This window comes from Reyranella sp., from assembly GCF_965229815.1.
GTDB lineage: Bacteria > Pseudomonadota > Alphaproteobacteria > Reyranellales > Reyranellaceae > Reyranella.
This window is the reverse complement of the sequence record NZ_CBDDJN010000006.1, coordinates 1,721,091-1,740,743: the sequence shown is the minus strand read 5'-3', so window position 1 is coordinate 1,740,743 and position 19,653 is coordinate 1,721,091. Positions and strand designations below refer to the sequence as shown.

Genomic DNA, 19,653 nt, shown 5'->3' with positions numbered 1-19,653 from the left:
CCAGCGCCTGGGACCGAATCTGCTCCGGCGTGGGCTATCATCTGGACAATCTCGGCCGGTGGCTGATCGTCAATGCTCCCTCCATCGGGTCGAGCTATGCCGCGTTCCTGGCGCCCGGTGTGCCGCGGCTGCGGCCGCGGCCGGGCTGGATGTTCGCCGAGGAATATTACGAGCAGCGCCGCTGGCTGGCCTGCCGGCGCGGCGCCCTGTGGGAAGCCGCCCGCGAGAAGGAGCTGGCGGTGCCGATCACGGTGCGCTGGCACGGCGGCACGACGGTGGACCTGACGCTCGGCAACGACAACAGCCTCTGCCTCTACGTGTGCGGCTCCTTCGAGCCCAACGAGTTCGCCTTCCTCGACCGGGTCCTGAAGCCCGGCATGGTCTTCATCGATGTCGGCGCCAACGACGGCTACTACACGATCTTCGCCGCGAGGCGGGTAGGACCGACGGGGCGCGTGATCGCCGCCGAGCCGAGCTCGCGCGAGCGGGCCCATCTGCAGCGCAATCTCGGCCGCAACGGCCTCGACAATGTCACCGTCGTGCCGGCGGCGATCGGCGCGGCATCCGGACTGGCCGACCTGCATCTCGCGCACGGGGTCCATGCCGGCCACAACACGCTGGGCAGCTTCGCTCACGACGACGTCGTCCGCGCCAGTCTCGAGCGCGTGTCGATCGAGCCGCTCGATGCGGTGGCGGCGCGGCTGTCGCTGCCGCGCGTCGATTTCGTCAAGATCGATGTCGAGGGCGCCGAGGCCCGGGTCATCGCCGGCGCGCCCACCGTGCTGGGAACGATGCGGCCGCTGATGCTCCTGGAGGTCAACGACAAGGCGCTGCGGGCGCAGGGCAATTGCGCGGATTCGCTGATCGGCACGCTGCGCCACGAATTCGGCTACGAGATCTTCGTGTTCTCCCCGAGGACGGGACGCCTAGAGGCGCGGTGCGACGGCGATCCGCTGTCCGCCAATGTCGTGGCCATCCCGAGCGAGCGCGTTGCCGACATCGTCGCCGCCCTCTAGGGCACCTTCACGCACGTCCTGGACCGGGCCTGGCCTCGATGGAGCGTCAACGGCGCTGGTCGACTGGCTGGCCGACGCCGCCCTGCCGCTGTGGGCGACGGCGGGGTTCGACGAGGCAACGGGGCGGTTCGCGGAGCGACTGACCTTGCAGGGCGAGCCCCTGGCGGAGGCGCCCCTTCGGCTGATGTCGCAGGCCCGGCAGGTCCATGCCTTCGCGCTGGCGGCCCGGCGCGGCTGGTACGCCGACGCCGGCCCCGTGGCCGAGCGCGGCTTCGCCGCCATGGTCCGCGATTTTCACGCCCGCGACGGCGAGGGCGGATGGGCGTTCTCGATCGACGCCAGCGGGGCGGTGAGGGACCCGCGCCGCGACCTCTATGCCCATGCCTTCGTCCTGCTGGCCATCGCCTCCCATGTCGCGGCGACCGGCCGGACCGAGGCGATCGCTCTGGCCGACGAGACGCTCGCCTTCATCGAGACGCGCATGAGGGCGCGCGAGGGCGGCGGATTCGTCGAGCAGCTCCCGGAGACGCCGGGCCCGCGGCGGCAGAACCCGCACATGCACCTGTTCGAAGGTGCGCTCGCCCTCTTCGAGGTCTCGGGGGAGGCACGGCACGGTCGCTGGGTCGACGAGCTGTTCGAGCTCTTCGCCTCGCGCTTCTTCCGCCCCAGAGAGGGTGTCGTGGTCGAATACTTCACGGCCGGCCTCGACCCGGCGGATGGCATCGAAGGCCGGCTCGTCGAGCCGGGCCATCATCACGAATGGATCTGGTTGCTGCGCCGCTACGAGGGGGCGACCGGCCGGCCGGTGCAGGCTCTTGTCGACGCGCTGTACGACCATGCCGTCCGCTTCGGCGTCGACTCCGGCGGCCTCGTCGTCGACCAGGTGCTGGCCGACGGATCGAGGCCCGGGCGCCTGCGCCGCATCTGGCCGCTCACCGAGGCGATCCGCGCCCACGTCGTCGAGGCCCGCCACGGCCGCATCGAGGCGGCGGAGCGTGCCGCGGCCTTGGCCGCCGTCCTGCGGCAGCGGTTCCTGACGCGGCAGCCGGCCGGCGGCTGGATCGACAGGCGGGACGAGGACGGCCGGACACTGAGCCAGTTCATGCCGGCGAGCACGCTCTACCACCTGGTGGGCGCCGTCGACGAGCTGGCTGCAGCGGGCGCCTCTCGCCCTCCGACGGTCGGGCATCCGATCAAGCTGGAAGACGGGCCGATCCCGACCGCCTGAACCGGCGACGGCTGCCGGTCAGCCCGCGCGGCGCGGGTCGGGCGTCCGTCCCTGATCGCGCTCCGAGACGATCGGGTCGCTGACCGGCCACCAGATGTTCAGCGCCGGGTCGTTCCACAGCAGCGTGAACTGACCGGCCCGGTCGTACTCGGTGTTCTGCTTGTAGTGGAAGATCGCGCGCTCGCTCATCACGAGGTGGCCGTTGCCGAAGTTGGGCGGGACCAGGACCTGCAGCCGGTTGGTGTCGGACAGCGTGAACGCCTCCCACTGGCGGTACTGCGACGAGGTCGGATCGTTGTTGATCACCACCATGTAGAAGCTGCCGTACAGGCAGGAAATCAGCTTCCAGGTCTTGGTGTCGCCATGGATGCCGCGCAGCACGTGGCGATGCGAGACCGAGATGTCGTCCTGGATGAACTCGATGGGGATGCCGGCCGTGAAGTAGGCCTTGCGATTGTAGGTCTCGACATAATGACCGCGGAAATCCTCGAACACCGTCGGCGGCTTGATCAGAAGAACCGATTCGAGCTTGGTCGTGAAGACTTCCATCCCTGCCCCCTGTCAAGTGGCGGAGCGGCCCATCCCGAGCAGCTCTTCCTTCCTGTAGATGATGGTGGATCCGGTGAAGTCGGCCGACACCGGCACGGTGATCAGGTCCGACAGCGCCTTGGCGACCGCCGGCTGGCGATCCGGCGGCACCACGAACACCATGAAGCCGGTGCCGCCGGCGCCGAGCAGCTTGCCCCCGATCGCGCCTGCGCGCTGGGCGTCGTCGTAGATGCGGTCGATCGTCGTGGTGCTCGTGCCGTTGGCGAGGCCGCGCTTCAGCTTCCAGCTCTCGTGCAGCAGCCGGCCGAACTCCTCGATCCGGCCGCCATGCAGCATCTCGGCGCCGGCCTCGACCATCTCGCGCATGCGCTTCATGTGGCGGGCGTTGGCTTCGAGGTTGTTGATCAGCTTCTTCGCGTAGTCCGAGGAAAGGCGGCTCGAGCCGGTGTAGAAGAGCATCAGCCACTTCTCGAAGTCGTCGCGGCGGGCCTCGCTCAGCCCGAGCGGGGTCACGGAGAAGGAATCGTCGCGCTCGAACTTGATGATGTTCATGCCGCCATAGGCGCTGGCGATCTGGTCCTGGCAGCCGACCGCCTCCTTGAGCTTGTTCTGCTCGAGGTCCATCGCGCTCACGGCGAGTTCGTGCGCGTCGAGCGTCCGGCCGCGCATGGCGGTCAGCACGTTGACCAGGCCGACGGCGAACGCCGAGCTCGAGCCGATGCCCGATCGCGCCGGCAGGTCGCCCTGGTGGAAGAGCTCGATGCCCTCGTCGTCGTCGTAGCCCAGCGTCGCGAGCCCGGCCCGCACCGCCGGGTGCTGGATCTCGGCCGCCGCGTTCACCGCCTCGATGTGGGACCAGATGATGCGATGCTTGATGCCGAAGAAGGGTGGCAGGAAGCCGGTCCCGATGTAGCAGTACTTGTTGATGGCCATCGAAAGGACCGCGCCGCCGTGGCGGCGAAACCAGGCCGGGTAGTCCGTGCCGCCGCCGAAGAATGACACCCGGTACGGCGTACGGGAGATTGCCATCAGCATCTTGGGGTCATCAGCCTTTCTGGGAGCCCGTCCGGTTTGCCTCTCCGACGCCTCAGCGCGTCAGGAAACGGTTGCCTTCGGTCGACACGCGGCCACGCCAGTAGTCGAGCAGGTCGCGCAGGGTCTTTTCGTAGGGAATCTCGGGTGTCCAGCCGGTATGGGCGTGGAACTTCGACGTGTTCGGCACCTGGAGGTCGGCATCGATCGGGCGCAGGCGGTCGGGATCGACCTCGACCTTGATCGCGTCCCGCGCCGGCGAGAAGGAGATCAGCGTGTCGAGTATGTCCTTCACCGTGCACGAGTGGGTGCCGCCGATATTGTAGTAGGCGCCCGGCGTCGGATCGACGGTGACGAGCATGTAGTAGGCGCGCACCGCGTCGCGCACGTCGGCCACGGTGCGCAGCGATTGCAGGTTGCCGACCTTGACGATCGGCGGGATGCGATTGTGCTCGATCATGGCGATCTGCTTGGCGAAGGTCGATTCCGCGAAGACGTCGCCGCGCCGCGGGCCGGTATGGGTGAACATGCGGGTGGTCATCACCGTCATGCCGTAGGCTTCGGCATAGAAGCGGCCGACCAGGTCGGTGCCGACCTTGGAGATGGCGTAGGGCGAGGCCGGGTGGAACGTGCACTCCTCGTCGATCGGCAGCTTCTCCTTCGGCACCCGCCCGAACACCTCGGAAGAGGCGCAGACGTGGATGACCGCCTTCGGCGCATGCTGCTTCAGCGCGTCGAGGACGCGCACGGTTCCCTGGACGTTGGTGTCCATGGTGTCGATCGGCGAGTCGAAGCTGGTGCGCGGGAAGCTCTGGGCGGCGAGGTGGAAGACGTAGTCGGGCCGGGCGTCGGCCACCACCTTCTGGATCGACAGCGTGTCGCGCAGGTCGCCGTAGAGCAGGGAGACGCGGTCGCCGGAATTGATGCGGTGCGCGACGTTGACCAGGTTGTCGAGGGGGCTGCGCCAGCGGCACATGCCGACGACGTCCCAGTCCGTCCTGTCCAGCAGGAACTCGGCGAGGTGGGAGCCCACCATTCCCGTGATGCCAGTGATAAGCGCGCGCCGGCCGGCCATCTTCCCCGTCAGTCCTGCCTCGGTGTCGCGGTCTACTTAGTCGAGGCCATGGCAAAAGGCCACCCCGGGCCCGCCGGGCCGCGCCCGACATTGCCTTGAAAGTCGGACGTCTCTATGGTCCGGGCGACCCGAAAACAACGACAATCACGATGAGTTCTGCCCGCGAGCCCCTTCCCAAAGCCACAGCGGTACAGTTGTTCAGGAGCCTCTTCCTGGCTCGACGGTCCGAAGAGTACATCGTCAAGCACTATCCCGAGAACCTCATGCGGACGCCGATGCACATGTCCATGGGGCAGGAATTCGTGCCCGTCGGCGTTTGCGCGGCGCTCGAGGGCAAGGCCGACGTGTTCGCGTCCTATCGCAGCCATGCCGCGTTCCTGGCGCAGACGCACGACACCGACCTGTTCTTCTCCGAGCTCTACGGCCGCACTTCGGGCACCGGGGAGGGCAAGGGCGGATCGATGCACCTCTCGGCCCCGGAGAAGGGGCACCTGCTGTCGAGCGGTGTCGTTGCCACCCAGATCCCCGTTGCGGTCGGCGCGGCCTTCGCCAACCTGCGCCTGAAAACCGGTCGCACGGCGGTGGTGTTCTTCGGCGACGGCGCGACCGATGCCGGCGTGTTCTGGGAAAGCATCAACGCCGCCGCCCTCTACCGCCTGCCCGTCCTCTTCGTCTGCGAGGACAATGGCTATGCCGTCGACACGCCGCGGGGCGCCCATCACGCGGCCGCCACGACGCTGGCGGAGGCCGTGCGCCCGTTCGGGTGCGATGCCTACGAGGACGACAGCGCCGACGTCGAGAGCGTCTACGCGCTCGCGCGCGCCGCGGCCGAGAAGGCGCATCGCGATCGCCGCCCGGCCTTCCTCGACATCAAGTGCTGCCGATACCTCGAGCATGTCGGCATCGGCACCGACTGGAACTGGGGCTACCGCGACCAGGCCGCGACGGAGCGCGACTGGATCAGCCGCGATGCACTCAAGCTGCAGCGGGCGCGCCTGGCCGAGCACCAGCTCGGCGAGGCTGCGATCGCGGCGATCGAGGACGAGATCGACCGGGCCATCGAAGCCAGCGTGAAGCGCGCGTCGCAGGCGCCGATCCCCACGCCCGAGCGGCTGCACGCAGGTGTGTTCCATGAGAAAGCTTGACTACGCCGGCGCCATCCGCGAGGCGATGGCGCAGGAAATGGAACGCGACGAGCGCGTGTTCGTCTACGGCATCGGCGTGCCCACCTGGTCGTCGATCTTCGGCACGACCAGGGGCCTGGTGGAGAAGTTCGGCGCCGAGCGCTGCTTCGACACGCCGATCTCCGAGGACGCGATGACCGGTTTCGGGCTGGGCGCGGCGATCCGCGGGCTGCGGCCCATCCATGTGCATATCCGCGTCGACTTCATGATCCTGGCGACCAACCAGCTGATCAACATGGTGTCGAACTACACCTACTCGACGGGCGGCCGTCTCAAGGTGCCGCTGGTGGTGCGCGCCGTGATCGGCCGCGGCTGGGGCCAGGGCGCGCAGCATTCCAAGAGCCTGTTCTCCAACTTCACCCACATCCCGGGCCTGAAGGTGATCGCGCCGACGACGCCTTCCGACATGAAGGGGATGCTGACGGCGGCGATCCGCGACGACAATCCGGTGATCTGCTTCGAGCATCGCTGGCTGTACTGGGCCGAGGAGGAGGTGCCGGAGGAACCCTACGAGGTGCCGCTGGGCGTGGGGCGCATCCTGAGGCCGGGCAAGGACGTCACGGTGGTCGGCCTGTCGTGGATGAACGTCGAGGCCCGGCTCGCCGCCGACATCCTCGCCAAGCGCGGCGTGTCGCTAGAGCTCGTGGATCCGCGCACCCTGGCGCCGCTCGACGAAGGGTTGATCGTGGAGTCGGTCCGGCGCACCGGCCGCTGCATCGTGGCCGACTGCGACTGGGTCGACAGCGGCTTCAGCGCCGAGCTGTCGGCGCGCATCCACGAGAAGTGCTTCGGCAGCCTGAAGGCGCCGGTGAAGCGCATCGGCTTCGCCCACACGCCGGCGCCGACGGTGCGCGAGCTCGAGAACGAGTTCTATCCCAATGCCCGGACCATCGTGCGCGCGGTCGAGGACATGCTGGGCCTCGAGCCGGCGAATCTGGAGAAGGAGGACTTCTTCAGCCACGAGCGCCGCTTCAAGGGACCCTTCTAGGTCATGCGCCGCTCATCCTCGTTCGGACCGCGAGCCTCCGGCCCGCTCGGGCGCCGGGGCGAGCCGGAGGCTCGCGGTCCGGAAGAGCATGATCCTCGACGCGGGGCGTCCTAGATGGAGCTGGGCCTCTCCGGAAAGTTCGCCCTTGTGACGGGCGGCAGTCACGGCATTGGGCTGGCCTGCGCCAAGCGCCTCGCTCAGGAAGGCTGCCATGTCGCGATCTGCTCGCGCTCTCAAGCGCGGCTGGATGCGGCGATTGCGGAGCTCAAGACCCATGGCGTGAAGCTGCTGGCCGTCGCGGCGGACATGCTCGACGAGCATGCGGCCGATCGGGTGATGGACGTCGTCGATCGCGAATGGGGCGGCGTCCAGATCCTGGTGAACAACGTCGGCGGCGGCGGACGCTGGGGCAAGGAGATCGTCGAGGACACCGATCTCAACGTGTGGAGCGAGGTCTACGAGAAGAACGCCATGGCGGCCGTGCGCTTCACCCGTCGCTGCCTGCCCCACATGCGCAGGGCCAAATGGGGCCGGGTGGTCGCCATCACCTCGATCTACGGTGGCAAGGAAGGCGCCGGCCGGCCGTGGTTCACGATGGCCAAGGCGGCCGAGACCGGGCTGATGAAGTCGCTGTCGTCGATGACCTACCTGGTGCGCGAGGGCATCACCTTCAATTCGGTGGCTCCGGGCGGCATCTATATTCCGGGCACGGGCTTCGAGGAGGAAAAGAAGCGGGATCCCGAGCGCTTCCAGCGCGTGGTCGACGAGTTGTACCCGCTGGGCCGCCTCGGAACCCCCGAGGAGGTGGCCGCCGTCGTGGCCTTCCTGTGTTCCACCGAAGCGAGCCTGGTGAACGGCGCCAACATCACCGTCGACGGCGGCCAGAGCCGCGCCTTTTGAGCAATTGCCAGATCGCGCGGCCTCCGTTAGCTGTCGGCTGCCCAGACCAAGCCCGGGGAGCGTCTGTCTGTGAAGGATGAAGCGATCTATCGCCGGCTGTTCCGGACGGCGCTGCTGATCAGGCTGGTCGAGGAACGCATCATTGCCCTCTACCCCTCGGACAAGATCCAGAGCCCCGTCCACCTGTCGATCGGCCAGGAGGCCGTCGCGGTCGGCGTCTGTGACGGGCTGCTGCCCGACGACCTCGTGTTCGCGACCTACCGCAGCCATGGCTTCTATATCGCCAAGGGTGGGCCGCTCGACGCCATGTTCGCCGAGCTCTACGGACGCAAGGGCGGCATCTCGGGCGGCAAGGCGGGATCCATGCATCTCGCGGCGCCCGAGGTCGGCCTGATGGGCTCGTCGGCGGTCGTCGCCAGCACCATCCCGCATGCGGTCGGCGCGGCGCTGAGCTTCAAGCGTCGCGGTATCCCGCGGATCGCGGTCGCCGTGTTCGGCGACGGCGCGACCGAGGAAGGCGTCTATCACGAGAGCCTGAACTTCGCCGCGATCATGAAGGTACCGGTGCTGTTCGTGTGCGAGGACAACGGCCTCGCCGTGCACAGCCACCGGCCGATCCGCCAGTCGTACAAGCTCGTCGAGCATGCGGCGACCTTCGGCATCGCGGGCCGCCGCGTCGAGGAGGGCTGGGACATGCTGGCGGTCCGCCGCGCCACGCTCGAGGCCGCCGCGACGGTGCGGGCCGGCGCGCCGTTCGTGCTCGAGATCGCCACGTCGCGCTACAAGGAGCATGTCGGCGTCGGCGAGGACTTCCATTTCAACTACCGCACCAGCGACGCGGTCGATGCCTGGAAGCGCCGCGACCCGCTGATCGTCGATGCCGCGCTCGCGGCCTCGCTCACGGCGGAACTGGAGGCCGAGATCGACGCCGCCGTGGCTTTCGCCGAGGCGAGCGCCGCGCCCGGGCGGGTCGAACTGCTGGCGGACGTGATCTGATGGGCGCGGTCCTTCGCAAGCACGGCGCAACCGCCGGCCGCGTGCTCTCCTATGCCGGCGCGCTGCTCGAGACGATGGATGCGGCGCTGGCCGATCATCCCGGCGCCTTCATCATGGGTCAGGGCGTCGACGACTTCAAAGGCATCTTCGGCTCGACCACGGGCCTTGCCGAGAAGTACGGCGCGGCGCGCGTCTTCGACGTGCCGCTGATGGAAGAGGGCATGACCGGCATCGCGATCGGCGCGTCGCTGGCCGGCGACTATCCGATCACCACGCATATCCGCGCCGATTTCGCCTTCCTGGCGATGAACCAGATCCTCAACCTCGCCGCCAAGTACCGCTACATGTTCGGCGGGCTGATGAGCTGCCCGATGCTGATCCGCATCGTCGTCGGCCGCAGCTGGGGACAGGGCGCGCAGCATTCGCAGAGCCCGCAGGCGACCTTCGCCCACTATCCCGGCCTGACCGTGGTCATGCCGTCGACCAGCCAGGCGATCCTCGACATGTACCCGGCGATCATCGCCCGCCATCCCGGGCCGGTGATCAGCATCGAGCACCGGTTGCTCTACAATCTCGACTTCACCGTCGGCGAGGCGACCCGGCCGGTGCCGCTCACCAGCTACGTCGCGCGCGAAGGCGCTGACGTCACCGTGGTCGCGACCTCGGTGATGGTGCTCGAGGCCCTGCGGGCGGCGCAGTATGTCGAGGACAAGGCTGGCGTGTCGGTCGAGGTCATCGACCTCAACTCGATCAGCCATCCCCACTGGGATCTCGTCGCCGCCAGCGTCAAGAAGACCGGCCGCCTGGTCGTCGCCGACACGTCGTGGCTGGAGTACGGCGTCGCGGCCGAGGTCTGCCGCCAGCTCGTCGTCCGCGACCCCGGCCTGCTGCGCCAGCCACCTTCGCTGCTCGGGATGGCGCCGGCGCCGTGCCCGACCGCGAAGAGCCTCGAGGACATCTACTATCCGAGCCAGCACGAGACGGTGGACGCGATCCTCACCCAGGTCCGCGGCGCCGGCCACGGCATCGACCTCCCGGTCGAGCGCTCGATGACCGAGGGCTACAAGCGCTTCCGCGGTCCGTTCTAGAGGGTGCCAGCATCACCGCTGGCCACGATCATTCTCGAGTTCCTCTCCCCCTAGCGGGACCCTAGCGGGGGAGAGGAATCCGAAGTCGCTTGTTCCGATACCAGGCGAGCGTTCGGCGCAGGCCTTCCTCCAGCGGCGTCCTTGCCTCGAAGCCGAGTTGCTCGCGTGCGAGGCTGTTGTCCATGAGACGCACGGGAATGGTGCTGGGCCGCGACGGGTCGTAGCGAACGTCGGCGCGGTCGTAGCCGTCGACCTTCAGGATCGTCTGCAGGATCTGCTTCACCGAATGTCCCTGGCCGGCGCAGATGTTGACGGCGAGGTAGGGCTGCTCCGCCGCGACGGCCGCCAGCAGGCCCTCGATGAAGTCGTCGACGTAAATCAGGTCGCGGATGTCCTCGCCGGTGCCCCAGACCTCGAGCGGCGACTGGCGTTCGACCACGCGGCGGACCAGCGCCGCCGTCACGTGGCTGACCGCGAAATCGAACTTGTCGTAGGGGCCATAGACGTTGGACGGCCGCACCACGACGCAGGGCAGGGGACGGGCGATCTTCTCGGCGTAGGTCCGGCACAAAATCTCGGCGTAGCGCTTCATCCAGCCGGCCGCGAAGTAGACCTCGTGCGGGTCGCCGTCGAACATCTCGTCCTCGGCGACCGGCCGGTCGCCGGTCGGCGGGTAGGCCGCGCCGCTCGACACGAAGCAGAAGCGGCCGACGCCGGCGCGGTGCGCGGCTTCCAGCATGAGCGTGTTGATGAGCACGTTGGGCGTGACATGGACCAGGGGGGTCGCCCGGATGACGGCGGCGCCCGACGTGTGGGCCGCGCACAGGAAAACGAGGTCCATTCCCTGCACGGCCCGGGCACAATCCTCCGGTCGGCGCAGGTCGGCGGAAATCACCTCGGCCCCCGGGATGGCGGCCTGAAGGGGCTTGTCGTGAACGGTCAGGCGCAGGCGCGCCCCGCGGCCCGCCAGCGCGAGGGCGAGGTTGGTGCCGATGAAACCGGCCCCGCCCGCGATTAGTACATTCTTTCCTGTGAAATCCATGCTCCGCCCGTCGCCGTCCGCCGACTGCGAGAAACCACGATAAGGCCTTCTAACTCAAGGGATTGCCAACGGTTATGGCATTGCACAATCGGGGCGGGGGGCTTAGGTCTATGGCAATGTCCAGTCGCGCCGATCCGATGCCATCCGCCGGAGAGACCCCAGCAGGACGCCAGCGGGTCCGAGTCGGGCTGGTCCAGATCAACAACTCCTTCTCGGGCCAGAACTACCTGCCGTACTCGGTCGCCCTGCTGCAGACCTATGTGCAGAAGATGGCCCCCGACGCCGGCCGCTACGACTTCCTGCCGCCGCTCTACAAGCGGGTCCGCATCGCCGACGCCGTCGAGGCGCTCAAGGGCGCGGATCTCGTGGGCTTCAGCACCTACGTCTGGAACGGCCGGATCTCGCTCGAGATCGCCCGCCGCCTGAAGGCGGCGCGGCCTGACATCGCCATCGTCTTCGGCGGGCCGCACGTGCCGGACCAGCCCGAGGCTTTCCTGCGGGCCCATCCGCAGATCGACCTCGCCGTCCACAACGAGGGCGAACGGACGTTCCTGAAACTGCTCGAGGCCTTCCCCGACCGGGACGGCTGGGCGGCGCTGCCCGGCGTCAGCATGGTCCGGCCGGACGGCAGCTTCGTGCGCAATCCCAACATCGACCGGGTGCGCGACCTCGACGAGATCCCCTCGCCGTTCCTGGAGGGCGCGTTCGCCTCCATCATGGCGGCCAATCCCCAGGAGAGCTGGATCGGCCTGTGGGAGACCAACCGCGGCTGCCCCTTCCGCTGCACCTTCTGCGACTGGGGCTCGGCGACGGCGGCCAAGGTCACCAAGTTCGGCGAGGAGCGGCTCTACCGCGAGGTCGACTGGTTCGCCGCCAACAAGGTCGAGTACATCTTCTGCTGCGACGCCAACTTCGGCATCCAGAAGCGCGACGTCGACATCGCCAACTACGTGGCCAACGTGAAGCGCGACACCGGCTTTCCGGTGGCGCTGTCGGTGCAGAACACCAAGAACGCGACCGAACGGGCCTACGAGACCCAGAAGATCCTGTCCGACGCCGGTCTGAACAAGGGCGTGGCCCTCAGCATGCAGAGCGTCGACATGAAGACGCTCGAGGCCATCAAGCGCGACAACATCTCGCTCGGCACCTACATGGAGCTGCAGCGGCGGTTCACGCGCGACAAGGTCGAGACCTATTCCGACCTGATCCTCGGCCTGCCCGGCGAGACCTACGAGTCGTTCGTGAAGGGCGTCGACCAGCTGATCGAGAACGGCCAGCACAACCGCATCCAGTTCAACAACCTGTCGATCCTGCCCAACGCCGAGATGGGCGACCCCGCCTACCAGGCGCGGTTCGGCATGGTCACGGTCGAATCGAAGATCATCAACATCCACGGCGAGCGCATAGAGCTCGACGACGACGTGCCGGAGGTCCAGGACCTCGTCGTGGCGACGGCCGCGATGCCGGCCGCCGACTGGCGGCGCACCCGCGTCTTCTGCTGGATGACCGCGCTGCTGCATTTCGACAAGCTGTTCCAGATCCCGCTGATCCTGGCGCACGGCATCTCGGGCATCTCCTACCGCGAGATGATCGAGGCCTTCATGGCCGCCGATCCCGCCCGCTACCCGCTGATCGCCGGCATCAACGAGTTCTTCCACAAGGAAGCCCACTCGATCCAGCAGGGCGGGGCCGAGTACGTGTACTCCCGCGAGTATCTCGGCATCTACTGGCCGGCCGACGAGTTCATCTTCGTCGAGCTGACGGCCAAGGGGGAGTTCGACTCCTTCTACGCCGAGGCGGGACGCCTGCTCGCCGAGACCGTGCGCGCGCGCGCCGCCGACCTGCCGATGGACATTCTCGACGAGGCGATCCGCCTCAACCACGCGCTGGTCCACCAGCCCTTCGTGAAGGGCAATGTCAGCCTGCGCCTGCGCCACAACCTGATCGACTACTGGCACCGGGTGCGCGGCGGCGAGCCGGCGGTGCTCGCGGAAGCGGCCATGGAGGTCGAGGTCGACCGCACCAGCCGGCCCTACGACGACTTCCAGAAGTGGTGCCGGGAAATCGTGTGGTGGGGCAACAAGAAGGGCGCCTATCTCTACGCGCCGCGCGCCGCCGCCATCACGCCCGAGCTCGCGGGCCACTACTGAGCGCATGCAGGAGCGTCCCCTCGGCCGGACCGGTCTCGCCGTGTCGGAGATCGGCTTCGGCGGCTGGGGCATCGGCGGCCGCACCGCCGACCGCACGTCCTACGGCGATACCGACGACGCCACGTCGCTCGCGGCGCTGGCGCGGGCCCACGAGCGCGGCATCACCTTCTTCGACACGTCGGCGGCCTACGGCGACGGGCACAGCGAGGCCCTGATCGGCGAGGCGTTCCGCGGCGTCCGGGACCGGGTCGTCGTGGCGACCAAGGCCGGCTACGAGTCGTGGGACCGGCCGCCCGACTTCTCCGGCGCCGCGGTCGTCGCCTCGGTCGAGCGCAGCCTGCGCCGCCTCGGCAGCGACCGGGTCGACGTCCTGTTCCTGCACAACGCGCCGCTGGAGGCGCTGCAGGCCGACGACCTGCAGGACGTCCTGGCGAGGCTTTGCAGCGCCGGCAAGATCCGGACCTGGGGCCTGTCGGCCAAGGGACCGGCCGAGGCGCTGGCGGCGCTGCAGGCGATGGACGTGCCCGTCCTCCAGGCCAACTTCAACATGATGGACGTCCGCGCCCTCGATGGCCTGTTCGGGGAGGTCGCGCGCCGCGGCACGGGATTCATCGGCCGCACGCCGCTCTGCTTCGGCTTCCTGTCGGGCACGATCACGCGCGAGACGCGCTTCCCGCCCGGCGATCACCGTCTCGCCTGGCCCGAGGTCCAGCTCGCGCAATGGATCGACGGGGCGCGCGACCTGCTGGCCGCGGTGGGCGCCGCGCCCGGGGCGGCGGCCGTTCAGGCGGCGCTGCGCTTCTGCCTCGCCTTCCGCGAGCTCTCGAGCACGATCCCCGGCATCCTGACGCCGGCCGAGGCCGACACCAATGCCGCGGCGAGCGCGCTCGGCCCGCTCCCGGCCGAGGCGGTCGCCGCCGTCCTCGAGATCAATCGTCGTCGGAAGTTCTTCGTCGCCGGGCCGTCAGCGGCCTGACGAAGTCGAGCAGGTTGCCGCCGCTGAACAGGTGGCCGGAAATGCCGACCGCCGCCGCCGCCTCCACGTCGGTGGTGCGGTCGCCGACCATGAACGAGCGCGACGCGTCGATCGGCCATTCCGCCAGCAGCTTCCTCAGCATGCCGGGGCCGGGCTTGCGCAGGTCCGACACCAGCCGATAGCGCTCGACCGTTCCCTCGGGATGGTAGGGGCAGTACTCGGCGGCATCGAAGTGGGCGCCGTGCTTCCCCAGTTCGCGGTTCATCCAGGCATGCAGGTCGGTGACATGGTCCTCGGTGTAGTAGCCGCGGGCGATGCCGGACTGGTTGGTCACGATGAACACGAAGTACCCGGCATCGTTCAGCCAGCGCACTGCCTCCGGGGCGCCGTTGACCCAGCGGAAATGGTCGCTGCGGTGGACGTAGCCCGTATCCTCGTTCAGCACGCCGTCCCGGTCGAGGAAGGCCGCGGGCCGGCGCAGGAGCCGCGGCACGAGGCGCTGCGCCCGCGCGAAATCCTCGGGCACGCCGATGTCGATGAAGGGCGCCTCGACGACGCAGCCCTCGATCAGCCCCTCGGCGGCCAGCGCCGGCAGCACGTCGCGCTCCAGGGAGCAGGGCATGCGGTCGATCCGGGTCAGGATGCCCCGCCGCATCAGATAGACGCCGGCGTTGATGGGATGATCGGAGGGGCCCGAGGGCAGGAAGCTGCGCACGGCGCCGCCGTCGAGGCCGACGCGGCCGTAGCGGCTGCCCGCGACGCCGGCCGCCAGGGCCATGCGCGCCAGGCCGCGCCGCGGGCCGTCGGGCGCCGCGAGGGCCAGCCAGTTGAAGTCGAACAGCGAATCGCCGTTCACGAGGAAGAACTCCTCGTCGAGAAGGTCGGCCGCGAGGGCGAGGGCGCCGGCCGTCCCGGCCGGCTCGGCCTCCGCGACGGCCTCGATCCGCATGCCGCGCACGACGCGGCCGTGATAGGCGCGGATCATCTCGTCGGCGCGGTAGCCGCACAGCAGCAGGGCGCGCCGCAGCCCATGGCGGCTCGCCTCGTCGAGAAGATAGTCCAGGAAGGGCCGGCCGCCGACGTCGAGCGCGGGCTTGGCCGCGGACGCCGTGAGCGCCTGCAGCCGGGTGCCGAGGCCACCGACGAGGAAGACGGCCTGCTCGACGCTCATTGCGCGGCGACGCCGCTCGGCGCATCCCAGGCGGCGCGGCAGACGATGCGCTCGTCGAGGGGCTGGTCGCCCAGGCCCCAGTTCTCCGGCTGATGGAGCTCCGGAACGACGCCCTGCGCCCAGGCCTCGGCGCGCTTGACGAAGTTGCATTCGATCGACGGCGCCACGACGCTCTCGACGCCGCGCACCTTGCGCTTGGGGTAGTTGAAGGCGCCGCGGGTCACGGTGAGCATCCGCCACCAGCGCGCGCGCATGAGCATTGCGTCCAGCTTGGCCTGCCAGGGCGTGAAGACCTGCGTGATGCGGTTGGAGAAGAGATGGGCGTGGATGCCCTTGTAGACGCAGCAGGCGGGCGGCAGGCAGACCTCCTGGATGCCGAGCGCGGCCGCGGCGTGCATGATCAGCGAATCGCAGTCGAGCGAGAGGATGGTCCCGTCGAGCGGGAAGCCGCGCAGCGTGTGCCACATGCCGCGGCTCATCAGCAGGAAGTCGCCGCAGGCGTTGGTGTGGAGATCGCGAACGTGCCATTGCGGCAGCCGGGCGAGGCGCTCGTGGCGATGGCTCTCGACGCTCTGCAGCCGTGCGAGCAGCGCCGCATCGTCGAGCCGGTCGAGGTCGTCGCTCGACAGGACCACGTCGAGCCGGTCGCAGCGGTACATGGCGTCTTCGCTCAGGTCGCGCCGCGCGAGGACCGATACGAGCTCGTTCGACAGGTAGGAATCGGCGGCCTTCGGCGACACGAACGCGCCGCGCGCGCGCCGCAGCCCGACATTGGCGGCGGCGGCGGGATTCATGCCCCACTCGTCGGCACCGGCGAACGGCGCGTGGTGTGCGCCCGGCACGACGATCGCGCGGACCTGGACGCAATCGCCCTGGGGCAGGGGGCCCAGCGAGTCGACGATCAGCGGACGGCCGGCGGGCGGATTCCACTCGACCAGGATGATCTCGGCCGGGATCGACGCCTTCTGGAGCTGACGGGCGAGAAATGCCGTCGCCCGCCTGACGCGCAAGTCGAAATCGCTGGTATAATTGTCGTTGCGAAAGTACGAAACGAAAGAGACGTAGGGCCGTGCCGCGTTCACGATGAACTGCTCAAATGACTAGACGACCGTCAGGGATATACGGGATTTGCCCCGCGACCGTAAATGCCGCCAGTCTGATCGAGGGTCTCATCGGACGTCTCATGTCGATCCGTCGCACCCTTGGCCGAGCCTGCCAACTCAAGGCATAGTGGCACCTTCCGCACAGAATGGTCAAATCTAGATGAGCGCGGCGGAGAGGTCCCGACTGGCCGATCTGTTTCCCGGGAGCCGGCCGATCGACTGGCTGTCGCGCCGGGCGTCGGCGCTCGTCGCGGGACGGCTGCTGCGCGACGGCAGCGCCCTGTGGGCGGCCGAGCCCCTGCGCGTCCAGGAGGCGATCGACAAGGTCGAGCGGGCCTGGGGACTGGGCCGCGATCCGGCGGTCGCGATCCAGCTCGCGACCATGTACGACAAGGCGAACCGGCACGACGACGCGCTGACCGTCCTGCGCGAGGCCCATGCCGACGACCCGCGCCATGCGCTGGTCCGCCACCACGCGGCCATCACGCTGCTGCGGCACGGTCGGCCCGACGACGTCCGGGCATTCTTCGACAGCGTCCTCGAGGTCGATCCGGACGATGCCTTCGCCCGCTTCATCGTGCGCCTCCTCGACGGCTACGACGGCTGGGTCGACCGGATCGCCGCCGCGATCGAGGGCCGGCGAAGCGCGCGACGGCCGTTCGTGCTGGCTCTCCCGGTCTGGGGCGAGGCGCACGGCTCGTACTTCCTCCGCTATCTCTGCGCGACGCTGCTGTCGCCCGGCAATCTGCCGGCGATGGCGGCCGGTCACGACGTGCACGTCGTCCTGTTCACGACGGAGGAGGTCGAGAAGTCGCTGCACGCCGATCCGCTGTTCGACCGTCTGCTGCAACACGCGACCGTGGATGTCGTGCATTACGGCCGCGAGCTCGTCGACTATCCGGCGCTGATGGAGGCCTGCTACGGGCAGCAGCCGGTCTTCTATTCGCAGGAATCGCTCGCCTTCTACTACGCGCGCAACTGCAAGTTCGCGCTGATGTCCTGCGCCCACTACGCCGCGCTCGCCGCCGGGCGGCGGACCGACGCCCTGGTGAGCTGCCTGATCGCCGACGCCGTCCTGAGCGACGGTGCCCTGCCGCGCATGGCGGGACTGATGGCGACCGCCGACGCCGTGCTCGTCCATGCCGTCCAGATGCCGGGCACGTCCGTCCGGCCGCTCCTGGAGGAGCGGTTCCGCCAGCCCGACGGCACGCTGTGCCTGACGTCGGAGAGCTGCGAGCGCCTCTACGTCGAGCACATCCCGGCGGGCAACTTCGCCGATGCGGAGCGCCGGCTCGATCCGCCGCTGCGCGTCGCCTGGCGGGTCGGGGAGCAGGGGCTGCTGGTGCACGGCAACCACTACCATCCGTTCTGCCTCCGGCCCGCTTCCTTCGACCATCCGTTGCGCCTGACGATCGACCCCGTCGACAGCCGCTTCCTCGACCGAACGTCGCTGCAGGCCTCTCGAATCCATCTCGTCACCGATGCCAGCATCGCCTGCTTCAGCATCGACGACGACCCCATCCTGGAGCCGCCCGGCGCGGCCTCGTCGCTGTCCGTCCCGATGGCCTCCCTGTGGCTGTGGGGCTACTGGGGGCGGCTGCGCGGCTGGCTCTTCCGCTCGCCGATCCGGTTCGGGGACGCACCGCCCGAGGCCTGGCGGCAGGCCGAGACGGAAGCCGCGGCCCTGATCGGCGACATCGTCGAGGGAGCGTCGGCGATGGAGGCCGGCCGGCCTCGCCGCAGCTCCTGGTCGCTGTCCAGTCGCTGGTTGTGCGAGGCCCGGCGGAGTGGCAAATAGGCCGGGTGCGGAGAACGGGAACGATGCGTGCGAGCCAGCCGGGGCAGGCACGACCGGCGCGGCATGTGCCTCTTCCAGGCCGCCCGCGGGACGATCATAAGGTCAGGCGATGAGCAAGGAGAGGCGTTGTTGTCTGTGTGGCGGAACCCGGTTTTTTCCACTCCTCCAGCTGGACGATCTTCCGATCTCCCATTACCTGCGCAAGCGGGCCGATGATCCCGATCCGCGCTTCGCGGTCGTGTTCGAGGCCTGCCAGGACTGCGGCCTGCTGCAGATCGTCGATCCGATCCCGGCCCACCTGATCTACGAGCAGGCCGACACCTACACGACCGGCTTCCAGAAGCCCCGCCATCTCGACGACCTGATCACGACCGCCATCGCCCGCCGCGATCCCGGCAAGGTGATCGACATCGGCTGCAACGACGGTGCGCTCATGGCCGCGCTGGGACGCGCCGGCTACGGGCCGGTGGTCGGCGTCGAGCCGAATCGGGTCGCCGCCGAGCTCGCCCGCGCCCAGGGCCAGAAGGTCTATGCGTCCTTCCTGGACCGCGACGCGGCCGGCCGGATCGTCGCGGAGTGCGGGCCGTTCGACGCCGCCTACATGCGCCACGTCGTCGAGCATGTCAGCGATCTCGAGGAGTTCTTCGGGGCCGTGCGGGCGCTGCTGCGGCCCGGCGGCCTCCTGGTGCTCGAGCTGCCCGAGGTCGAGCAGGGCCTCCGCCTGGGCAGCCCGGCGATCCTCTGGGAAGAGCATGTCGGCTACTACACGCAGGCGCTGGCCGAGTACCTGCTGCAGCGCTTCGGGTTCGCCATCCTGGACCGCCGGCAGTACGTGTTCGGCGGCGGGTCCTTCGCCTTCGTCGCCGAGATGGTCGAGCGGCCGGCGCGCGCCGAGGCGCCGCCCGACCCGGCGGCGACGCTCGAGCTGCTGCGCGGCTTCGCCGACCGTCTGCGCCGGCAGGGCGACGCGATCCGGGAGCTCGTGTCGCTGGCCCGGGCGAGGGGGTACAAGGTGATGATGTACGGGGCGGCGCCGCGATCGTGCCTGGTGGCGTCCGCGAGCGGCATCGCCGGGATGATCGATCTCGTGGTCGACGACCGCGACGACATCCAGGACCGGCTGATGCCGGGAACCGACCGGGCGGTGCGGGCGCTGGCGCGGGTCGCCGATTCGGTCGACGACAAGCTGCTCTGCCTGCTCGGGGTCGGCTCCGAGAACGAGTTCAAGGTCCGCGGCAAGGTCGAGGCGGCGGCGGCCGGCGAGCCGGTCTTCGTCAGCCTGTTCTCGCCCCGTGACACGCTGCAGAGCGTGGCCGAGGCGCGCCGCAGCATCATGGGCCCCCAGTGAAGGAAGAAT

17 protein-coding genes are annotated in these 19,653 nt (G+C 69.0%); 11 read left to right on the top strand and 6 right to left on the bottom strand.

The annotated features are described in order from the left end of the window. Positions 1–29: 29 nt before the first annotated feature. A complete protein-coding gene (locus ACO073_RS19665; protein WP_421999539.1) occupies positions 30–1,016 on the top strand; it encodes an FkbM family methyltransferase in 987 nt (328 codons plus the stop codon). Continuing rightward, on the top strand, positions 964–2,244 hold the full coding sequence (locus ACO073_RS19660; protein WP_421999537.1) for an AGE family epimerase/isomerase: 1,281 nt from the start codon (positions 964–966) through the stop codon (positions 2,242–2,244). The genes ACO073_RS19665 and ACO073_RS19660 overlap by 53 nt, the downstream gene beginning before the upstream one ends. Before the next feature lie 18 nt (positions 2,245–2,262). Here the strand turns inward: ACO073_RS19660 and ACO073_RS19655 are convergent, their stop codons facing one another. Genes ACO073_RS19655 through ACO073_RS19645 form a run of 3 tightly spaced genes read right to left on the bottom strand, consistent with a single transcriptional unit; the run spans position 2,263 to position 4,900 of the window. Further along, positions 2,263–2,793, bottom strand: coding sequence for a dTDP-4-dehydrorhamnose 3,5-epimerase family protein (locus tag ACO073_RS19655; protein ID WP_421999536.1), 531 nt, complete (start codon positions 2,791–2,793; stop codon positions 2,263–2,265). A 12-nt stretch (positions 2,794–2,805) separates the two neighbouring features. After that, entirely contained in the window at positions 2,806–3,822 is a 1,017-nt protein-coding gene (locus ACO073_RS19650; RefSeq protein WP_421999534.1) for a kinase, read from the bottom strand. 58 nt (positions 3,823–3,880) lie between these two features. Further along, entirely contained in the window at positions 3,881–4,900 is a 1,020-nt protein-coding gene (locus ACO073_RS19645) for a GDP-mannose 4,6-dehydratase (protein WP_421999532.1), read from the bottom strand. A gap of 194 nt (positions 4,901–5,094) precedes the next feature. Between ACO073_RS19645 and ACO073_RS19640 the strand changes: the two genes are divergently transcribed. The 5 genes from ACO073_RS19640 to ACO073_RS19620 all read left to right on the top strand — a co-directional run bounded on the left by ACO073_RS19640 (position 5,095) and on the right by ACO073_RS19620 (position 10,056). Further along, positions 5,095–6,045: a thiamine pyrophosphate-dependent dehydrogenase E1 component subunit alpha gene (locus ACO073_RS19640; protein WP_421999530.1), complete on the top strand. Its 951-nt coding sequence runs from the start codon at positions 5,095–5,097 to the stop codon at positions 6,043–6,045. Next, positions 6,032–7,072 carry an alpha-ketoacid dehydrogenase subunit beta gene (locus tag ACO073_RS19635; protein WP_421999528.1) on the top strand — a complete coding sequence of 347 codons (1,041 nt, stop codon included), beginning with the start codon at positions 6,032–6,034 and terminating at the stop codon, positions 7,070–7,072. The genes ACO073_RS19640 and ACO073_RS19635 overlap by 14 nt, the downstream gene beginning before the upstream one ends. Positions 7,073–7,186: 114 nt before the next feature. Further along, the gene (locus ACO073_RS19630; RefSeq protein WP_421999527.1) at positions 7,187–7,972 is read left to right on the top strand and encodes an SDR family NAD(P)-dependent oxidoreductase; all 786 of its coding nucleotides are present in this window, start codon (positions 7,187–7,189) and stop codon (positions 7,970–7,972) included. Positions 7,973–8,041: 69 nt separating this feature from the next. Beyond that, the gene (locus ACO073_RS19625; RefSeq protein ID WP_421999525.1) at positions 8,042–8,968 is read left to right on the top strand and encodes a thiamine pyrophosphate-dependent dehydrogenase E1 component subunit alpha; all 927 of its coding nucleotides are present in this window, start codon (positions 8,042–8,044) and stop codon (positions 8,966–8,968) included. Continuing rightward, on the top strand, positions 8,968–10,056 hold the full coding sequence (locus ACO073_RS19620) for an alpha-ketoacid dehydrogenase subunit beta (protein ID WP_421999524.1): 1,089 nt from the start codon (positions 8,968–8,970) through the stop codon (positions 10,054–10,056). Before ACO073_RS19625 ends, ACO073_RS19620 begins: the two co-directional genes overlap by 1 nt. A 61-nt stretch (positions 10,057–10,117) precedes the next feature. Here the strand turns inward: ACO073_RS19620 and ACO073_RS19615 are convergent, their stop codons facing one another. Further along, positions 10,118–11,098, bottom strand: a complete 981-nt coding sequence (locus ACO073_RS19615; protein WP_421999522.1) for an NAD-dependent epimerase/dehydratase family protein — start codon at positions 11,096–11,098, stop codon at positions 10,118–10,120. Positions 11,099–11,214: 116 nt separating this feature from the next. On the opposite strand from ACO073_RS19615, the gene ACO073_RS19610 reads away from it, so the two are divergent. Together ACO073_RS19610 and ACO073_RS19605 are read left to right on the top strand one after the other, a co-directional pair. Further along, on the top strand, positions 11,215–13,248 hold the full coding sequence (locus tag ACO073_RS19610; RefSeq protein WP_421999521.1) for a B12-binding domain-containing radical SAM protein: 2,034 nt from the start codon (positions 11,215–11,217) through the stop codon (positions 13,246–13,248). Positions 13,249–13,252: 4 nt separating this feature from the next. Then, positions 13,253–14,224 (top strand): aldo/keto reductase, encoded by a 972-nt coding sequence (locus tag ACO073_RS19605; protein WP_421999519.1) that lies wholly within the window; start codon positions 13,253–13,255, stop codon positions 14,222–14,224. On the opposite strand, the gene ACO073_RS19600 is transcribed toward ACO073_RS19605, so the two are convergent. Both ACO073_RS19600 and ACO073_RS19595 read right to left on the bottom strand, forming a co-directional pair. After that, complete coding sequence (locus tag ACO073_RS19600) at positions 14,178–15,395, bottom strand: HAD-IIIA family hydrolase (protein WP_421999517.1); 1,218 nt, start codon at positions 15,393–15,395, stop codon at positions 14,178–14,180. The two genes, ACO073_RS19605 and ACO073_RS19600, sit on opposite strands and share 47 nt — an antisense overlap. Beyond that, the gene (locus ACO073_RS19595; protein ID WP_421999516.1) at positions 15,392–16,477 is read right to left on the bottom strand and encodes a hypothetical protein; all 1,086 of its coding nucleotides are present in this window, start codon (positions 16,475–16,477) and stop codon (positions 15,392–15,394) included. The genes ACO073_RS19600 and ACO073_RS19595 overlap by 4 nt, the downstream gene beginning before the upstream one ends. Before the next feature lie 181 nt (positions 16,478–16,658). On the opposite strand from ACO073_RS19595, the gene ACO073_RS19590 reads away from it, so the two are divergent. Both ACO073_RS19590 and ACO073_RS19585 read left to right on the top strand, forming a co-directional pair. Then, positions 16,659–18,296 carry a tetratricopeptide repeat protein gene (locus ACO073_RS19590; RefSeq protein WP_421999514.1) on the top strand — a complete coding sequence of 546 codons (1,638 nt, stop codon included), beginning with the start codon at positions 16,659–16,661 and terminating at the stop codon, positions 18,294–18,296. A gap of 109 nt (positions 18,297–18,405) precedes the next feature. Further along, entirely contained in the window at positions 18,406–19,644 is a 1,239-nt protein-coding gene (locus tag ACO073_RS19585) for a methyltransferase domain-containing protein (RefSeq protein ID WP_421999512.1), read from the top strand. The last annotated feature ends 9 nt before the right edge of the window (positions 19,645–19,653 follow it).